The organism is Paenibacillus silagei, assembly GCF_017874735.1.
In the GTDB taxonomy this organism is placed as follows: Bacteria; Bacillota; Bacilli; order Paenibacillales; family Paenibacillaceae; genus Paenibacillus_AQ; species Paenibacillus_AQ silagei.
In genome coordinates this window covers 290,050-307,697 of sequence record NZ_JAGGLV010000004.1, presented here as the reverse complement: position 1 = coordinate 307,697, position 17,648 = coordinate 290,050, and the positions used below count along the sequence as shown (strand labels likewise).

12 protein-coding genes are annotated in these 17,648 nt (G+C 56.0%); 10 read left to right on the top strand and 2 right to left on the bottom strand.

Annotation, left to right across the window (positions count from 1 at the left end):
• Nucleotides 1-6: 6 nt before the first annotated feature.
• From J2Z70_RS08620 to J2Z70_RS08590, 7 genes are all read left to right on the top strand, one after another.
• A complete protein-coding gene (locus tag J2Z70_RS08620) occupies nucleotides 7-2,301 on the top strand; it encodes a glycoside hydrolase family 3 N-terminal domain-containing protein (protein WP_209871576.1) in 2,295 nt (764 codons plus the stop codon).
• Nucleotides 2,302-2,318: 17 nt separating this feature from the next.
• Complete coding sequence (locus J2Z70_RS08615; RefSeq protein WP_209871765.1) at nucleotides 2,319-5,462, top strand: alpha-mannosidase; 3,144 nt, start codon at nucleotides 2,319-2,321, stop codon at nucleotides 5,460-5,462.
• A gap of 295 nt (nucleotides 5,463-5,757) precedes the next feature.
• Nucleotides 5,758-7,077 (top strand): glycoside hydrolase family 125 protein, encoded by a 1,320-nt coding sequence (locus tag J2Z70_RS08610; RefSeq protein ID WP_209871573.1) that lies wholly within the window; start codon nucleotides 5,758-5,760, stop codon nucleotides 7,075-7,077.
• A gap of 238 nt (nucleotides 7,078-7,315) precedes the next feature.
• Nucleotides 7,316-8,314 carry a glycoside hydrolase family 130 protein gene (locus J2Z70_RS08605; protein WP_036731574.1) on the top strand — a complete coding sequence of 333 codons (999 nt, stop codon included), beginning with the start codon at nucleotides 7,316-7,318 and terminating at the stop codon, nucleotides 8,312-8,314.
• 6 nt (nucleotides 8,315-8,320) lie between these two features.
• Nucleotides 8,321-11,113 (top strand): alpha-mannosidase, encoded by a 2,793-nt coding sequence (locus tag J2Z70_RS08600; RefSeq protein ID WP_209871570.1) that lies wholly within the window; start codon nucleotides 8,321-8,323, stop codon nucleotides 11,111-11,113.
• A 31-nt stretch (nucleotides 11,114-11,144) separates the two neighbouring features.
• Complete coding sequence (locus J2Z70_RS08595; RefSeq protein ID WP_245368078.1) at nucleotides 11,145-12,653, top strand: beta-N-acetylhexosaminidase; 1,509 nt, start codon at nucleotides 11,145-11,147, stop codon at nucleotides 12,651-12,653.
• A gap of 408 nt (nucleotides 12,654-13,061) precedes the next feature.
• On the top strand, nucleotides 13,062-13,979 hold the full coding sequence (locus J2Z70_RS08590) for a PhzF family phenazine biosynthesis protein (RefSeq protein ID WP_209871567.1): 918 nt from the start codon (nucleotides 13,062-13,064) through the stop codon (nucleotides 13,977-13,979).
• Between the two features lie 22 nt (nucleotides 13,980-14,001).
• Here J2Z70_RS08590 and J2Z70_RS08585 read toward each other — a convergent pair whose 3' ends face one another.
• A complete protein-coding gene (locus J2Z70_RS08585) occupies nucleotides 14,002-14,589 on the bottom strand; it encodes an NAD(P)H oxidoreductase (protein WP_209871564.1) in 588 nt (195 codons plus the stop codon).
• A 169-nt stretch (nucleotides 14,590-14,758) separates the two neighbouring features.
• On the opposite strand from J2Z70_RS08585, the gene J2Z70_RS08580 reads away from it, so the two are divergent.
• The 3 genes from J2Z70_RS08580 to J2Z70_RS08570 are packed head-to-tail and all read left to right on the top strand — an operon-like array spanning nucleotide 14,759 to nucleotide 17,107.
• On the top strand, nucleotides 14,759-15,130 hold the full coding sequence (locus J2Z70_RS08580) for a winged helix-turn-helix transcriptional regulator (protein WP_036731582.1): 372 nt from the start codon (nucleotides 14,759-14,761) through the stop codon (nucleotides 15,128-15,130).
• Nucleotides 15,131-15,166: 36 nt separating this feature from the next.
• The gene (gene cls / locus J2Z70_RS08575) at nucleotides 15,167-16,609 is read left to right on the top strand and encodes a cardiolipin synthase (RefSeq protein ID WP_209871562.1); all 1,443 of its coding nucleotides are present in this window, start codon (nucleotides 15,167-15,169) and stop codon (nucleotides 16,607-16,609) included.
• Nucleotides 16,610-16,657: 48 nt separating this feature from the next.
• Entirely contained in the window at nucleotides 16,658-17,107 is a 450-nt protein-coding gene (locus J2Z70_RS08570; protein ID WP_209871559.1) for a DUF1877 family protein, read from the top strand.
• Nucleotides 17,108-17,136: 29 nt separating this feature from the next.
• Here J2Z70_RS08570 and J2Z70_RS08565 read toward each other — a convergent pair whose 3' ends face one another.
• Nucleotides 17,137-17,571: a GNAT family N-acetyltransferase gene (locus J2Z70_RS08565; protein WP_209871556.1), complete on the bottom strand. Its 435-nt coding sequence runs from the start codon at nucleotides 17,569-17,571 to the stop codon at nucleotides 17,137-17,139.
• Nucleotides 17,572-17,648 lie beyond the last annotated feature (77 nt).

The window sequence follows — 17,648 nt, the reverse complement described above, 5'->3', positions numbered from 1 at the left end:
GCCAGGATGTTATATAGAGACCGTACACAGCCCGTCAAAAAGCGGACAGAGCATCTGCTTGGGCTGATGACGCCGGAAGAGAAGGTCGGCCAGCTGGTGCAGCTGTTCGGGTGGCAGACCTATGATCATACAGATGGAACGATTGAATTGACAGAAGACTTCAAGCGCCAGATCCGCGAAGGCGGTGTCGGCGCATTATACGGAACTCTGCGGGCCGATCCCTGGACAGGGGTTACGCTGGAGAGCGGGCTGGATGCACGGGCCGGAGCAGAGGCTGTGAATTCGATTCAGCGTTATGCGCTGGAGCATTCCAGGCTGGGCATTCCGCTCTTGATCGGCGAGGAATGCTCGCATGGTCATATGGCCATCGGGGCCACGGTATTTCCCGTTCCGCTGCTGATCGGCAGCACCTGGAATGTAGACCTCTACCGGGAGATGTCCCGGGCAGTGGCACGGGAGACCCGGGCACAAGGCGGAGCAGTAACCTACTCCCCTGTGCTGGATGTGGTGCGTGATCCGCGCTGGGGCCGGACCGAGGAATGCTTCGGCGAAGATCCGTATCTCATCGGTGAATATGCCGTAGCATCAGTGGAAGGACTACAGGGCGAACGCCTTGACTGCGCGTCCAGTGTGGGGGCGACCCTCAAGCACTTCGTAGCCTATGGCAGCTCAGAGGGTGGCCGGAATGCCGGTCCGGCGCATATCGGCAAGCGGGAGCTGCTGGAAGTCGATATGTACCCGTTCCGCAAAGCGGTGGAAGCGGGTGCGGTCTCCATCATGCCAGCCTACAACGAGATTGACGGCGTGCCTTGTACCACGAACCGGGAGCTGCTGGAAGAGATTCTACGCGGTGAATGGGGCTTCGAGGGCATGGTGATTACCGATTGCGGTGCCATTGATATGCTGGCCTCGGGTCATGATACAGCGGACAGCGGGGAGGATGCAGCCGTACAGGCACTCACCGCCGGGATTGATATGGAGATGTCCGGCGTCATGTTCGGCGGATATCTGCTTACGGCGCTGCGCTCCGGGCGGCTCGACGAGAAGCTGGTGGACCAGGCGGCAGCGCGTGTGCTGGAGCTGAAATTCCGGCTGGGCCTGTTTGAACAGCCATATGCCGATCCCGATGTGGCAGAGCAGGTGATCGGCAGCGCAGAGCATGCGGAGCTGGCGCGCAGCGTGGCGGCAGAGGGAATTGTGCTGCTGAAGAATAACGGAGTGCTTCCGCTGTCTAAAGACAAGGGTACGGTTGCGGTTATCGGGCCGAACGCCGATATTGGCTACAATCAGCTCGGCGATTACACCTCGCCGCAGCCGCGTGACCGGGTAACTACAGTGCTGGCCGGGATACGGGCCAAGCTTGCCGCGCAGCCGGAGCGTGTAGCTTATGCGCCGGGCTGCCGGATCAAAGACAGCTCCACCGAGGGCTTCGAGCTTGCGCGTGAGGTAGCAGCCGATGCGGATATCATTGTGCTCGCTCTAGGCGGGTCGAGTGCCCGTGACTTCGGCGAAGGCAGCATCGATCTGCGGACCGGAGCCTCGAAGGTCACAGAGAATGCGCTTAGCGATATGGACTGCGGCGAAGGCATCGACCGGATGTCGCTTCATCTGTCTGGCGTTCAGCTGGAGCTGATGAAGGAGCTGAAGGCGCTTGGCAAGCCGGTAGTCGTCGTATATATCAACGGCCGTCCCATTGCCGAGCCGTGGATCGATGAGCAGGCGGATGCCATTCTGGAAGCCTGGTATCCGGGGCAGGAAGGCGGCCACGCCATTGCCGACATTCTGTTCGGCGATGTCAATCCGTCCGGCCGGCTGACCCTGTCTCTCCCTGAGGATGTAGGACAACTGCCAGTGTATTACTTAGGCAAACGTTCCCGGGGAGTGCGCTATCTGGAAGGGAATTCGCAGCCGCGTTATCCGTTCGGCTTCGGACTCAGCTACACCGAATTCAGCTACAGCGGACTCCAGGTCGAGCCGGCAGTAATCACAGCAGACGGAACGGCTGAGGTTACAGTGGAAGTAGAGAATACAGGCTCCCGCAGCGGTGCGGAGGTCGTGCAATTATATATTTCCGATCTGGTCAGTAAGGTAACGAGACCGGCCAAGGAACTCAAGGGCTTCCGCAAGATCGTACTGGAGCCGGGCGAGAAGCAGAAGGTGAGCTTCATGCTGAGTGCAGAGCATCTGAGCTACATCGGGCCGGATTATAAGCTGGTGGTCGAGCCGGGAAGCTTCCGCATCGGGGTCGGCAGGAATGTGAACGATACGCTGAATATAGATCTTACGGTTACGGAGGACTAAAGATGGAGCAGATAAACATCGAACGGATTAACCGGTTCATTCGGGAATGCTCACAGCAGCAGTGGCTGGAATACCGGGTGCTTGATGACTGGAAGGTCTTCTCCACTATCTACCGGCAGCCGGGCCACTATGACGAAGCACAGCCTTATTCGGGCAGCGAATCGTTTGGATTGTTTCCGAGCGTGCAAGGTACCACCTATTACTTCCGCACTACTCTCGATATCCCGGCGGACTGGACCGATGCGGACACCGGGCTGATCTTCCACTCCGGCGGCGAAGGGCTGCTGCGTGTGAACGGAGCCTCGCGGCAGGGGATTGACCGCAATCATACCTATGCTTCCCTGAACCCCGAGACGGGCGGCAGACACCCGGAGATTGAGATTGAGCTCTATGATCCGATTCCTGAGCCGGATGATCCGCTGAATAAGCAGGCGGTCATTCAGCCGCCGGTCCGGTCCATTACCGCAGCGCTTGTCAGAGTGAACCTGCCGGTGCAGTCGCTGATGTACACAGTGACCGTCATCCGGGATTCGATGCTGCTGCTGCCGGAGCAGGATTTCCGGCGTGTCCGCATGCTGGAGGCGCTGCATCAGGCGATGGATGCTTACGTGAATTTGGGTTCGGACGGTTCGCAGGGCAGCAAGGAAATAGAAGCAATCGAGCAGGAACTGGTGGCAAAAGTGAAGGCCATCGGCGGCAACAGCGAGGGCTTCATTCATATGATCGGGCAGTCGCATATCGACATCGCCTGGTTATGGCCTACCCGGGAGACGGTGCGCAAGACCAGCCGGACCTTCTCGACGGTACATGCCCTGATGGAGGAGTATCCGGAATACCGCTATGCCCAGAGCCAGCCGCAGCTGTTCGCTTATCTGAAGGACAATGATCCTGAGCTGTACGCGAAGGTGAAGGCGCGGATTCAGGAAGGCCGCTGGGAGCTGGTCGGCGGTATGTGGGTCGAGCCGGATCTGAATATTCCGAGCGGGGAATCGCTGATGCGGCAGATGCTGTACGGGCAGCGCTTCTACCAGGAGGAGTTCGGACAGCAGTCCGAGATTGAATGGCTGCCGGACACCTTCGGCTATTGCGCCTCCCTGCCGCAGATCCTGAAGCACGGCAAGGTCCGTTACTTTATGACCACGAAGCTCGGCTGGAATGATACCAACCTGTTCCCGTATGACCTGTTCCACTGGGTCGGAATCGACGGGACAGCGCTATTATCTTATATGAACCATGGCGTGAATGAGAATACGCTGCCGAAGGATGTCCACGAGCACTGGCAGTCTTATCGCCAAAAAGCCGTTCACAGCGAGCAAATGCTGCTCTACGGACACGGCGATGGCGGCGGCGGCGTGACGCGGGAAATGCTTGAATACCTGTCGCGCTCGGAGCTGATGGTGGGTCAGCCTGCCTCCGGCTACAGCACGGCGGCGGATTTCTTCGCTGGCATCGAGCAGGCCGCACCGGAGCTGCCGGTCTGGCAGGGTGATCTCTATCTGGAGCTGCACCGGGGCACCTATACGACCCATGCGCGGAACAAGCGCAATAACCGCAAGGCCGAGATTCTGTACCGGGAAGCAGAGCTATGGCAGACTCTGGCTGGACACCAGCTGACACCGCAGCGGCGGGAAGAGGTAGGTGAGGCTCTGCATGAAGGCTGGAAGCTGATTCTGCTGAACCAGTTCCATGATATTATTCCAGGCTCATCGATTCCCGAGGTCTATGAGACTTCGGAGAAGGAATACAAGAACATCTTTGTCCTTGGGGAGAGTACCTTGAAGTCCGTCATGGAGGCTGCCGTAGCGGATATTGATACCCGTGGAGAGGGACAGCCTTATGTCATCCTGAACGGACTGGGCTGGACCCGGGATATGGTGGCCCAGCTTGAGCTTTCCTCTAAAGTGGAGCCTGCCAATGTCGCCGTCTATGACCGGAACGGAACACGGCTTCCGGCAGAGCTGACTACAGCAGGAAAGCGGGCAGTGCTGCGTGTGCGGGTGCAGGAGGTTCCGGCATTCGGGTATGCAACCGTATGGCTTCGGGAAGAGGAACAGCCGGGGGCAGATGCATCGGATGCAGGCAATAACTCAATTTCTGCGGCGAACTCCGCTACGTTCGAGGATCGCTGGGAGACCGGCTACTACCGTCTCCAGTTCAACGAGCTGGGCGAGATCATCAGCCTGTATGACAAGGAAACCGGGCGTGAGATTGTGAAGTCCGGCGAAGCGCTGAACCGGCTGCATTTCTTCCATGACCGTCCGATTCTCTGGGATGCCTGGGATATCGACAGCCGTTATGAGGAGCAGCCTGCCGGAGCAGCGGTTCTGCTGGAGAAGCGGCTGATGTCCACAGGTTCTGTCTGCGATGTACTGTTCTTCCGCTGGAGTCTAGGCCAATCGGAAATACAGCAGGAGCTGATCCTGTACCACGCTGACAAGCGGATCGACTTCAAGACGAAGGTGCAGTGGCAGGAAGCCCACAAGCTGCTGAAGGTTGGCTTCCCGATTGATGTAGTCACCAGCAAGGCCACGTATGAGATTCCGTTCGGCGCACTGGAACGGACCACGCACCGCAACACCAGCTGGGAGCAGGCGCAGTATGAGGTCTGCGGGCACCGGTATGCCGATGTGTCGGAGCATGATTACGGTGTAAGCCTGCTGAACGACTGCAAATACGGCTATGATACTCAGGGCAGCACCATCCGTCTGTCGCTGCTTCGCGCTCCGCGCTGGCCGGATCATTCAGCGGATCAGGGAGAGCATGAATTCACCTATTCGCTCTACCCGCATACCGGGGACTGGCGCGCAGCGCATACCCAGCGCAAGGCCGCTGAGTTGAATCACGCTTCGTATGCTGTGGCCTGCGAGGCAAGTGAGGGACAGCATCCGTCCACTGGCTCCTTCCTTCCCTACGAAGGGAAGCAGGTGGTACTCGATACCGTCAAGCTGGCGGAAGACGGAAGCGGCAGTATCCTGCGGCTGTACGAATCAGCCGGTGGACGCGAGACCGTGCGGATCAGCTGGCCGCTGCCGCACTCGGCTGTCTACCTATCCAATGCGCTGGAGGAAGAGACCGAGCTGCTGCCGGATGAAGACGGCGTGCTGACGCTAGACTTCCATCCGTTCGAGATTAAGACGATTAAGATTATTCATGCTGAATAGAGGCACATGAGGGGCTGAGCGTAAGATTCTCGGATAGTTGCAGAACGTACACTTAAAAACAGCGGAAATGCATTCTTTTATCGTATAAGTGTATTCTGTACAACTAAAACTGCCCCAAAACGGGAGAAGGAAGATTCGGCGGATGTTTAAATGTACGAAGTACAACTAAATGTGAAATTGGTGATCAATCAGGCGTTTTAGTTGTACCAATTACAATTAAGCCTATCGCAACTCCCATTTCCATCAAGAAATTCAGCTTCCAAACTATAGATTAAGCGTGAAGGAGACTACTACCTTGGAACAATTCAGACTTCCCCGCATCGAGATGCCGGAGCTTACGCTGCCGTCATCCATTCAGGCCGTGCTGGCCGACGCCGAAACGAAGCTGGCCCACCGGCCTAAGCTGCAACGGCTGTTCCGCAACTGCTTCCCGAATACACTGGAGACGACCACCAAGCTGCTTGATGACGGAACTACCTTTGTGATTACGGGGGACATCCCCGCCTGCTGGCTGCGCGATTCAGTGGAGCAGGTCATTCATTATGTGCCTTTTGCTGCGGAAGATGCTGATCTGCAGCGGATTATCGGCGGACTGATCAAGCGCCATACAGAGTATGTGCTGATCGATCCTTACGCCAACGCGTTCAATGAATCGGCCAATGACTGGCACTGGAATGCCGCCGATGTGACCGAGATGTCGCCGTGGGTGTGGGAGCGCAAATTCGAGATCGACTCGCTGTGCTTCGTGATCCGGCTGGCCCATGCTTACTGGGAAGAGACGAAGCAGACCGATTTCTTTACCTCTGATTTCAAAAAAATGCTCCGCGTCATCACCGACCTGTTCAAGCGCGAGCAGCATCATGCCGAGCAGTCACTGTACCGTTTCACCCGGAACAACGGGATTATGGAGGATTCCATCCGTAACGGCGGCCTGGGAATGCCCGTCAATTATACCGGCATGATCTGGTCTGGGTTCCGCTCCAGCGATGATGCCTGCGATTTCCACTACAACATTCCGGGGAACATGTTCGCTGTGGTGGCGCTGCGGCAGATGCAGGATTTTGCCGAGTGGGTCTTCCGGGACCTGGATTTCCTGGCTGAGCTGAAGGAGCTGGAGCAGGAGGTCGATCACGGCATCAAGCTGTACGGCACCTATCGCCACCCGGAATTCGGACCGATCTACGCATATGAGACCGACGGTTATGGCAATTACAGCCTGATGGATGACGCCGGAACACCGGGCCTGATGTCCATTCCGTACCTGGGCTATTTGAACAATGACGATCCGGTCTACCAGAATACTAGACGCTTCGCGCTGAGCAAGGAGAATCCGTTCTACTTCGAGGGCAAAGCTGCTAAGGGAATCGGCAGCCCGCATACCCCTCCGGGCTACATCTGGCATATGGCGCTGTCGATGCAGGGCATTACCGCAGACAGCAAGGAAGAGCGGCTGGCGGTCATCGCTATGCTGGAAGCAACCGATGCCGATACCGGCTACATGCATGAAGGCTTCCACGCCGACGATCCGTCCGTGTTCACCCGCAAGTGGTTCGCCTGGTCGAACAGCTTGTTCTCGCAGCTGATTTTGCGGGCGCTGAAGGAAGACATTCTCTAAATATTGAACTAAAACATTAAAGTTAAAGGAAAAGTGGCGGAGGGGAATTTTGGAACTGGAGGAGCGATAGCGTCCGCCTTTGTATGCGGATTTCCACCGTGAACAGCGGTATACAACCAAGAAATCTGCATACAACAGTGGCCGGAAGTCCAAAACTTCTCTGGAGTCACGGCTAATCCATAACAGAAAAATCATAAGTTCAATTTAAATATTTTTCACAGATAAAGGAGACCTGAGCATGAGTACAATTATTGGAGAAGCACTACCGAACATCCCTTGGCAGGAGAAGCCTGAGGGCACGAATTCCCCGGTGTGGAGATATTCCGCCAACCCGATCATTCCGCGCAACGCCATTCCGAACTCGAACAGTGTGTTCAACTCGGCGGTCATTCCCTTCGAGGGCGGCTTCGCTGGTGTGTTCCGCTGTGATTCGCGGTCGGTCAGCATGGATATCTTCGCGGGCTTCAGTGAAGACGGCGTGAACTGGAAGATCAACCATGAGCCGATCGTATTTGAGGGCGATGAAGAGATCACCAAGCGCGAGTACCGCTACGATCCGCGTGTCTGCAAGATTGACGACCGTTATTATGTCTCTTGGTGCAACGGCTACCATGGCCCAACAATTGGACTGGCGTACACATTCGATTTCAAAACCTTCCATCAGCTGGAGAATGCCTTCCTGCCGTATAACCGCAACGGAGTGCTACTCCCGCGCAAGATTGGCGGCAATTATGCGATGCTCAGCCGTCCGAGTGATACCGGGCATACGCCGTTTGGCGATATTTTTTACAGTGAGAGTCCTGACCTGACCTTCTGGGGCAAGCACCGCTATGTGATGGGCACGGTGGACGGTGACGCTTCTGCTTGGCAGTCCAAGAAGATTGGTCCCGGACCGATTCCGATTGAAACTGACAAGGGCTGGCTGCTGATCTATCACGGCGTTATCAACACCTGTAACGGATTCGTCTACCGCATGGGTGTCGCGCTGCTGGATCTGGATCAGCCTTGGAAGGTAAAAGCCCGCTCGCGCAACTATATCCTCGGCCCGGAAGAGCTGTATGAATGTGTCGGCGATGTGCCGAACGTGACGTTCCCTTGCGCGGCATTGACCGATGCGGCTACCGGACGGATTGCTATCTACTATGGCTGTGCAGATACGGTGACAGGGCTGGCGTTCACGACCGTGGATGAGCTGATCAGCTATATGGATGAATATCCCCTGGAGATTGAGGGGTAACCAGTAATGACCAAACAACAACAGACGGCACATATTATCTCGCATACGCACTGGGACCGTGAATGGTATCTGCCTTATGAGCGCCATCATATCCGGCTGATTCAGCTGGTGGACACCCTGCTGGACACGCTGGAGCAGAACCCGGATTTCCGCAGCTTTTTCTTCGACGGGCAGACGATTATCATCGAGGATTATCTGCAGGTCCGTCCGGAGAACCGGGAGCGGCTGGTGCGTCATATCCGGGAAGGCCGGATATTTATCGGACCTTGGTACATTCTGCAGGATGCGTTCCTGACCAGCCCGGAAGCCAATGTGCGTAACTTACAGCTCGGGCATCAGGATGCGGCAGTCTATGGGGAAGTGTCCAAAATCGGTTATTTCCCGGACACCTTCGGCCTGACCGGACAGATTCCGCAGCTTATGCAGCAGGCCGGCATCACCAACGCCTTCTTCGGACGCGGGGTGAAGCCGACGGGCTTCAACAATATGGTCTCGGATGACGGCTATGAATCCTCGTTCTCGGAGCTGGTCTGGGAAGGGCCAGACGGCTCGCAGGTGCTGGGCATTCTGTTCGCCAACTGGTATTCTAACGGGAATGAGGTTCCTGTTGAGATAGAGGAGGCCCGCCGCTTCTGGGAGCGCAAGCTGGGCGATGCCCGGCAGTATGCAGCGACCGATCAGCTGTTGTTCATGAACGGCTGCGACCATCAGCCGCTGCAGACCGACCTGCCGGAGGCGATCCGCACGGCGGAGAAGCTGCACCCGGAGGTTGCCTTCGTTCACTCGAACTTCCCTGATTACATCAAGGCAGTGGAAGCTTCACTGGCTGGCCGCAGCCTGTCCACCGTCAAGGGAGAACTGCGGAGCCAGCGCACGGATGGCTGGGGAACGCTGGTCAATACTGCTTCCGCCCGGGTATATCTGAAGCAGCTCAACCAACGGGGACAAGCCATGTTGGAAAAGGTGGCCGAGCCGCTGGCGGTTATCGCCAAGCTGCATGGCGGGGAATATCCGCATCATCTGCTGGATTATGCTTGGAAGACGCTGCTGCAGAACCATCCGCATGATTCCATCTGCGGCTGCAGCGTGGATGAGGTGCACCGCGAGATGGTCACCCGCTTCGACAAAAGCTATCACACGGCCGAGGGTATTGTGGCGGATAGTATGCAGGCGATCACCGCAGCGGTGGACACCTCCGGCTTCGCCGCTTACGGCGAAGAGGCCGTTCCGTTCGTGGTCACGAATACCAGCGGCTGGAGCCGCACGGGTACCGTGACCATAGAGCTGGATGCGGCGCGCCAGTATCTGCGCGATGGACTGCCGCTGGACGAGAATGCCCGGCGGATGAAGGCTGTGGACCTGGCCGGACGGGTCCTGGTCGATGAACAAGGCCAGCCGATTCCTTGTACGGTGGAGGATCTTGGCCTGTCCTTCGGCTATGATCTGCCGGATGACCGGTTCCGCCAGCCGTATAGCTGCCGTAGGGTGCGGCTGACTTTTGAAGCGGCGGATGTTCCTGCCCTTGGACTGCGCACCTATGCCTGGGTTCGGCCTGTTGGAGCGAACGCCGCTGAAGGTGCGGCTGCCGGAAGCGCTCCGGCAGCGAACCTGCAAGCGCTGGCTTCCGTTCCGGCTTCGCTGGTTCGCGGCGGACGTGTGCTGGAGAACGACACGCTGCGGGTAGAGGTTATGGCCGATGGCTCCTTCACACTGGAGCATAAGCCTAGCGGCAAGATCTACCGTGACCTCGGTGTCTATGAGAACACAGGTGACATCGGGAATGAATATATGTACAGAGCGCCTGCGGGCGAAGTGCCGCTGACGACTCTGGGCCTTAACGCGGATATCGCTGTTAGTGAAGATACGCCATACCGGGCTTCCATCGAAATCACCCATGAATGGGAGATTCCGGCTTCGGCCGATGACCTGCTGGAAGAAGAACAGCGGGCGCTGGTCTATTATCCAGAGCGGCAGGCTAAGCGTAGTGCCGATACTGTAACCCTTAAGCTGCGGACGGTCTTGAGACTGGAACGCAGCGGCAAAGGGCTGGAAGTGAAGAGCTTCATCAGTAATACCGCTAAGGATCACCGCCTGCGGATGCTGTTCCCGGCGGATCTGGCCGCAGCCTCACACCGCGTAGATTCGATGTTCGAGCTGGCGGAACGTCCGAACGAGCCGGCGCCGGAATGGCAGAACCCGAGCAATGCGCAGCATCAGCAGTGCTTCGTGGATGTTGCCGGGGAGAACGCAGGCCTCACGGTTGCGAACCTCGGATTACACGAATACGAGATTCTGCGGGATGGCCGTAGTACCATCGCCGTTACGCTGCTCCGCAGTGTCGGCGAGATGGGCGACTGGGGCTGGTTCCCTACGCCGGAAGCCCAGTGCCTGGGTGAACAGACCGCAGACATGCTGCTTCTGCCGCATAGCGGGGATGCTGTAACCTCCGGTGCCGCTGCTGCTGCTTACCAGTTCCAGATTCCTTGGACCTGTGCGCAGGCAGAGGTTCACGCGGGTACGATTCCTGCCGTGTATGCGGCCGTCCGCTGGAGCGGCGGAACCGCTGCCTTCTCCTCCATGAAGCTGAACAAGGAGTGCGGCGATGTGATGCTCCGCTGGTTCAACCTTACGGAACAGCCTTGCGAGCTGGAACTGGAATCTGTGCTGCCGGTTGCTGCCGTCTATACTTCGAATGTACTGGAAGCAGAAGGTGAAGAGCTTCAGCCGGAAGTCACGGCTTCGCTTAAGCTTCCGCTTGGTGGACATCAGATTAGCACGGTCGGCCTCCGGCTGCGCTGATCCACGCTAAGAAGGAAGAGGTGGGAAAAGTATGGATACGGATATGAATATGGGTGAACCATTAGAGCGGCACACCGCCAATAACGGCCCGCTTACCGGTGGACAGCAGCAGACTGCGGCGGCATCCGGGGAGCCATGGCGGCTGTCTGCCGGGTCCAAAACCCGGATTGTGGACAATGCCAGGTCGGATAATAACAGTGTCCTGAACGAAACAGTCTTTATTGTGCTGGGTGAATTCTCGGGTATACTTACACCTGTTGACCAGATCGTGACTGTTGTACATGGGGAAACGGAGACACCCGCTTTAGGAGATATCGTCATTGAACTGACGGATCTTGAAGCTGCGGGAGACATGGACAGCAAGGAAGCTTATGTCATTGATATCGGGCATTATACGAAGATCACCGCATCAAGCGAACGTGCAGTGATGTATGGTCTGCGGACATTGCTGCAGCGGCTGGCAGATGAGGGTTCCGTGTCCTGCGGTACCATCACCGATTCCCCTGTCATGCCGGAGCGGGCGCTGCATATCGACATCGGCCGCAAATTCTACAGCGAAGATTGGCTCCTGGAGCGGATCAGAGAGATGTCCCGGCTGCGGTTGAATACGCTACAGCTGCATTTCTCCGAGAACGAAGGCTTCCGGCTGATGAGTCAGAGCCATCCTGAGGTGGTGTCGGAGCAAGCTTTAAGCAAACAGGAAATGAAGGCGATTATCCTTGAGGCACAGCGTTATCATGTGGATATCATTCCTTCACTGGATTCGCCGGGACATCTGGGGCAGGCTCTCCGCACGCATCCCGAGTGGCTGCTCAAGGATTCAGCGGGAACTCCGGCTCCTGGGGCCCTGGATATTACGAATCCGGCTGCCCGCCGGTTCGTGCTGGATTTGATTGACGAATATGCGGAGTTATTTGCGGGCAGCCGCTATTTTCATATCGGCGGGGATGAATTCATTAACTTCGCGGAGTTCGATAAGTATCCGCAGCTCGCGGAGTATGCCCGGAATGTGCTGAACATCAGCGGCGGCACGGGCGTGGACACTTATATTGATTACCTTAACGAGGTTGCTGAGCATCTGGAGTCGAGAGGCTGGACGGTCCGTGCCTGGAATGATGGCCTCTATCGTGCGGATCAGACCCAGCGGGTCGCGCCCAAGCCGTCCATTCAAATCACGTATTGGACGAAGTGGCATCCGATGATGGCCCCGGTGGAAGACATTCTCGCCAAGGGACATCAGGTGATCAACTACAACGACGGCTACTTGTATTACGTGCTGGGCGAACATGCAGGCTACACGTATCCGACAGCCGAGAAAATCCGCACCTCCTGGCATCCCGGCCTGTTCCCGGCCCGTACCGGGGAAGCTAAGCAGGAGTATACCGGAGCTTATCCGCGTGAACTGGTCGGCACCACCTTCTCCATCTGGAGCGACAAGCCGGAAGCACAGACCGAAGCGGAAGTGGCGTCAAGCCTCCGCGGCCCGCTGCGTGCAATGGCGGAGTTAGCCTGGTTGGGGAAGCAAGATGCGAGTGAATAGATGGCTGAATAAATAGCTTAGTAGACAATAGTATTGCTTTCTATGATTGCAGCAACGGATACCGTCCGCTTCACAGGGACTTGTCCGTTGCTGTTTTTTGCGTGAATTGGGAAAAGCGAACACAATGGGCAGTGCGAGGGTGCGTGGGCCAAATGTAGTCGAAAAACCGACCACATCGGGCGTGGTGGAGACGTGTGGTCCCAATGTAGTCGAAAAACCGACCACATCGGGCGTGGTGGAGACGTGTGGTCCCAATGTAATCGAAAAACCGACCACATTGGGCACGCGCGGCTTCCATGAACTGAATGTATGCGGAAAACCGAACATATCATGATGCCTAAATATCTAAAATTCACATTATATACATTTATGCTATCATATTACTCAAAAAAGACAGGCGGTGCAGGTGTGCAGAACATCAAAGTCTATCATTACGATGCGTTCAGCAGCATTCCGAACAAGGGGAACCCGGCAGGAGTTGTCCTGGACGGCGAGGGTCTCACGGAGCAGCAAATGCAGGAGATCACAGCGAAGGTGGGTTTCAATGAGACGGCGTTTCCGTTAAAATCCAACCTGGCGGATCTCAGAATCCGCTATTTTACCCCGGGGCATGAGATTAATCTCTGCGGCCACGGGACTATGGCGTTGTTATATGCCATGAAGACCAAGGGTCTGCTGGGAGACGCCAGCGAGCTGACCATCGAGACCAAGGCAGGGATTCTCCCGGTCCGTTTCACAGAAGATCACGACAGCCTCTATATGACGATGAGACAGGCCAGTCCCCAGTTTCAACCCTTTAACGGATCGCTTGAGGACCTGGCCCGCTCGATCGGCCTTGAACCCGGTGATATTGATCAGACCCTGCCGACCATGTACGGCAGCACCGGAACGTGGACCTTACTGGTCCCGGTCACAAGCCTTGACGCCTTCACCCGGATGGTGCCGGACAACCAGCGGTTCGCTGAGGTGCTGAAGGAGATGCCCCGCTCGTCCATTCACCCGTTTTGTCTGGAGACGTATGATTCTGAGGCGCATATGCACGCCCGCCATTTCTCCTCCCCGTTCTCTGGGACCACCGAGGACCCGGTGACTGGCACCGCCTCCGGGGTGATGGGGGCTTATTATTCCAGGTACATCGGCGGACAAGGACAAGGACAAGGACAAGGACAAGGACAAGGACAAGCCTCCTCCTTCGAGCTGCTGATTGAGCAGGGCCTTGAGATCGGCAGGGACGGTAGAGTGCAGGTGTCCGTGTCGGACAACGGCAACACTATAGAAGTGACTGGCAATGCAGTTTATGTGAATGAATTTGATGTGATGCTGTGATTTCCCTTATTCCTGTGATGTGTCAGTTCTCTCCCTTGCCATAATGTAATCCCGCCTGATAGGCCTGTTCCAGCAGCGCTTCATAATGCGCGGGCGGCGAATCCAGGGTCTCGTAAAAGAATTCAACCTTGGAGTCTGTGATTCCGCAGTAATCGGCAATTCCTACGTTCAGCAGACGCGTAGTGGCCTCATCATAATTACGTTTCTTCATCTGTTCCTCTGTTACGCCTGCCAGAGCCAGCCATAGGGCACGATAATCATGCAGATTACTTGTGCCGTAGGCAACCCTGTTGTTCAGCACCCGGTCGATATACCCCTTCAGCATGGCCGGCAGATGCCACCACCACAGCGGAAAAACAAATGCCAGGCCGTCATGCTGCCGCAACCGCTCCATTTCCCGCTCTAATTCAGGAGAATAGGGCTGTTCCTCTTCACCTGCGGTCATATTGAGTTCCTCTCTCCCCTGTAGAACAGGGTCAAATCCTATCCCATGCAAATCCAATATCTCATAGCCATGGCCGGCCTGGCTCAATCCCTCTGCGAAACGGCGGGCGACCTGGAAGGTCAGGGAATCTTGTCTCGGGTGTGATACGACGATTAATACGCTCATGCTTGTATCTTCACTACCTTTCTTAATAGCAGGTTTGTAGCCATGTTCCTTGGCTGATGCTATTATAAACAGGAATAAAATAATCCGGAAGTACGCACTTTGCTGTTCTATAGGAAGGTGTATGTTCCATAGGAACATTGAGGTACCCTACATAATGGAGGCAGAAGCAATGACTGAACAGAATGGCGATAGCGTTCCCAAAAAGTACAAAGTAGGCGTAGAGGCGGCGCTGGAAGTGATGGGCGGCAAGTGGAAGCCGTTAATTATCTACCATCTTATGACCGGACAGAAGCGAACCTCCGAGCTGCTGCGGCTCATTCCGGGCTTAACCCAGAAAGTGCTGACTGCCCAGCTAAGAGGGCTGGAGAACGATGAGATTATCTCACGGACCATCTACCAGGAGATTCCTCCCAGAGTGGAGTATGAGCTGACGGCCTACGGCTGGGGGCTGAAGCCTGCGCTGGACCTGTTATGCTACTGGGGAGAGGAGCATCTGGACAGGATCCATGGCGACAGGTCCAAGGTGCTGGAGGACTTTTAGGCAGCAGAGAGAGACAGAGAGAAAAGGGGAAAGAGCATGGAATTTGCAAGTCTAACCACAGTCGTCACCCTCATTAACATCATTCTGGCCCTGGGCTTTCTGTTCATTGAACGCAGGGAGGCGGGGTACACCTGGGCCTGGCTGATGGTATTGTTTTTCATCCCGATTCTGGGATTTGTCTTGTATATCTTCTTTGGACGCAATCTCAAAAAAAAGAATTTCTACAAGCTCTTCATCGAGGAGCAGGAATATGTCCAGGCCGAAGCTGACAAGCAGCTGGCAGCCTTCGTGGAAGGGGCGGATGACAGGTCGCAGCTGCTGACGAACTATGCCCAGCTCATCAACATGAATATCCGTTCGTCGCACGGCCTGTTATCCAGCGATAATGAGATTGTTATTTACAGTGACGGCCATCAGAAGTTCGCCGCGTTATTCGAGGATATCCGCTCTGCCCGCGCAGAGATCAACATTCAGTATTACATCATTCAGCCGGACCGTCTGGGCCGGGAGCTGAGGGATATGCTGATCGTGAAGGCCATGGAAGGCGTGAAGGTGCGGCTGTTATATGATGAAGTCGGCTCGAAGCGGATTTCACGGCATTTTTTCAGAGAATTACGTGCAGCAGGGGGCGAGGTTGAAGTGTTCTTCCCGTCCCTGCTCAAGCCGCTGAACTTCCGGATCAACAACAGGAATCACCGCAAGCTGTGTATTATTGACGGAAGCATCGCCTATATCGGCGGCTTCAATGTGGGGGATGAGTACCTGGGGCTGGACAAGAAATTCGGCTATTGGCGGGACACCCATCTCCGGATCACCGGTAACGCCGTCAGCCATATTCAGGGCAGATTCATCCTGGACTGGCATCAGGCGGGGATGCATGAGCGCGGGGATTACGGGGAATTTGTCTTCAACATGGAGCCCCATACAGGGACAAGCCCGGTGCAGATTATTACAAGCGGCCCCAATTCGTCCACCGAGCATCTGAAGAATATGTACATCAAGCTTATTTTATCGGCTAAAAAAAGTGTGTACATCCAGACCCCATACTTCATACCGGACACCAGCTTCATGGACGCCTGCAAAATCGCCCTGCTCTCCGGAGTCGATCTGCAGATCATGATCCCTAACAAGCCTGACCATCCGTTCGTGTATTGGGCCACCTGGGCGTATGCCGGAGATCTGCTGAATTACGGGGCCAAAATCCTGCTCTATGAGAACGGCTTCCTGCACGCCAAAACGATTGTCGCTGACGGAGAGGTTGCTTCTGTCGGAACGATGAATATCGATTCGCGCAGCTTCCGGCTGAACTTCGAAGTGAATGCCATTGTGTATGACCGGGCGATTGCCGAACAGCTCCAGGACATTTTCCTGAACGATGTCAGACTGTGCTCTGAGCTGACCGTTGAACGTTATGCGCAGCGCTCGCTGGTGATCAAGCTGAAAGAGGGGATTTCCCGGCTGTTGTCGCCTATTCTGTAAGGAGAGTGGAGCGCGGGCAGCTGTATTTTATTGAGGGAGGAATGACAGATGGGGATGCTGGGTCAATATGTCATGGTGGATGAGGATACACTGGAGCGCATGATGGAGATGGACGGTTCAGAGCTGATGGATACGCTGGAGAAGCTGATTGAAAGCGGAAGTGAATATTACGATATCGACAAGCTGTGGGAGGAGCTGCATCTCGCGCTAACCGGAGTCTCGGCCAGTGAACCTATCGAAGGCGATCCGTTAAGTGAAGCTGTTGTCGGGGTCCATGTGTTTGAGGTGGAAGAGGAGGACGGGTTCTTCGCGTGCACCGAGCAGGATGAATTGGAGGACATTATTGCGGCGATGCAGCAGGTGGACTTCGATCAATTGAAGACGGATGGTGTAGCGGAGGAGCTGAGGGCAGCTTTGAAGGGTGAATTTGCAGGCCTGCTGGACTTCTACGGGAAGGCGCTGGCGGGCGGGAAGCACGTGATTTTCAGTGTGGCTTGAACGGGATGGCGCGAAGCGCCGGGACCTCGTTAGGAGGGGGAACCGGGCTTCAGGTTTTTCTGGAGATAATATTTGCTCTGCCCTTCATGCGGACAATCTTTGATCTCGCCGAAGATCTCATACCCCTGCTTCTGATAAAAAAACGGCGCCTGCCAGCTCATCGTGGTCAACTCGCTTACCTTACAGCCGCGTTGCCTGGCTCTGTGCTCCAGCTCTTCCAGCAGGGCCTTGCCGAGTCCATGCCCCCTGTACCCGGGATCCACAGCCAGCAAGTGCACATTCAGAATATTCCAGACCATATCCCCGGTAACTCCACCGATGAAGACGCCGTTCTCATAGGCCGCCAGGGAGATCACCTCGCGCTGGTAGGGCGGAATGCTGCTGTCCATGCGGCGGCTGTGTTCCTCCAGTAAGCGGGAGATTTCCTGCTGATTCTGGGTAAGATCCAGTTCTATGATGTTCATGGGTACTCCTCCTTAGTATTTGAATTCAATTATAGCCGTTATATCAAAATAGAGCCTGCGGACGATGCCGCAGGCTC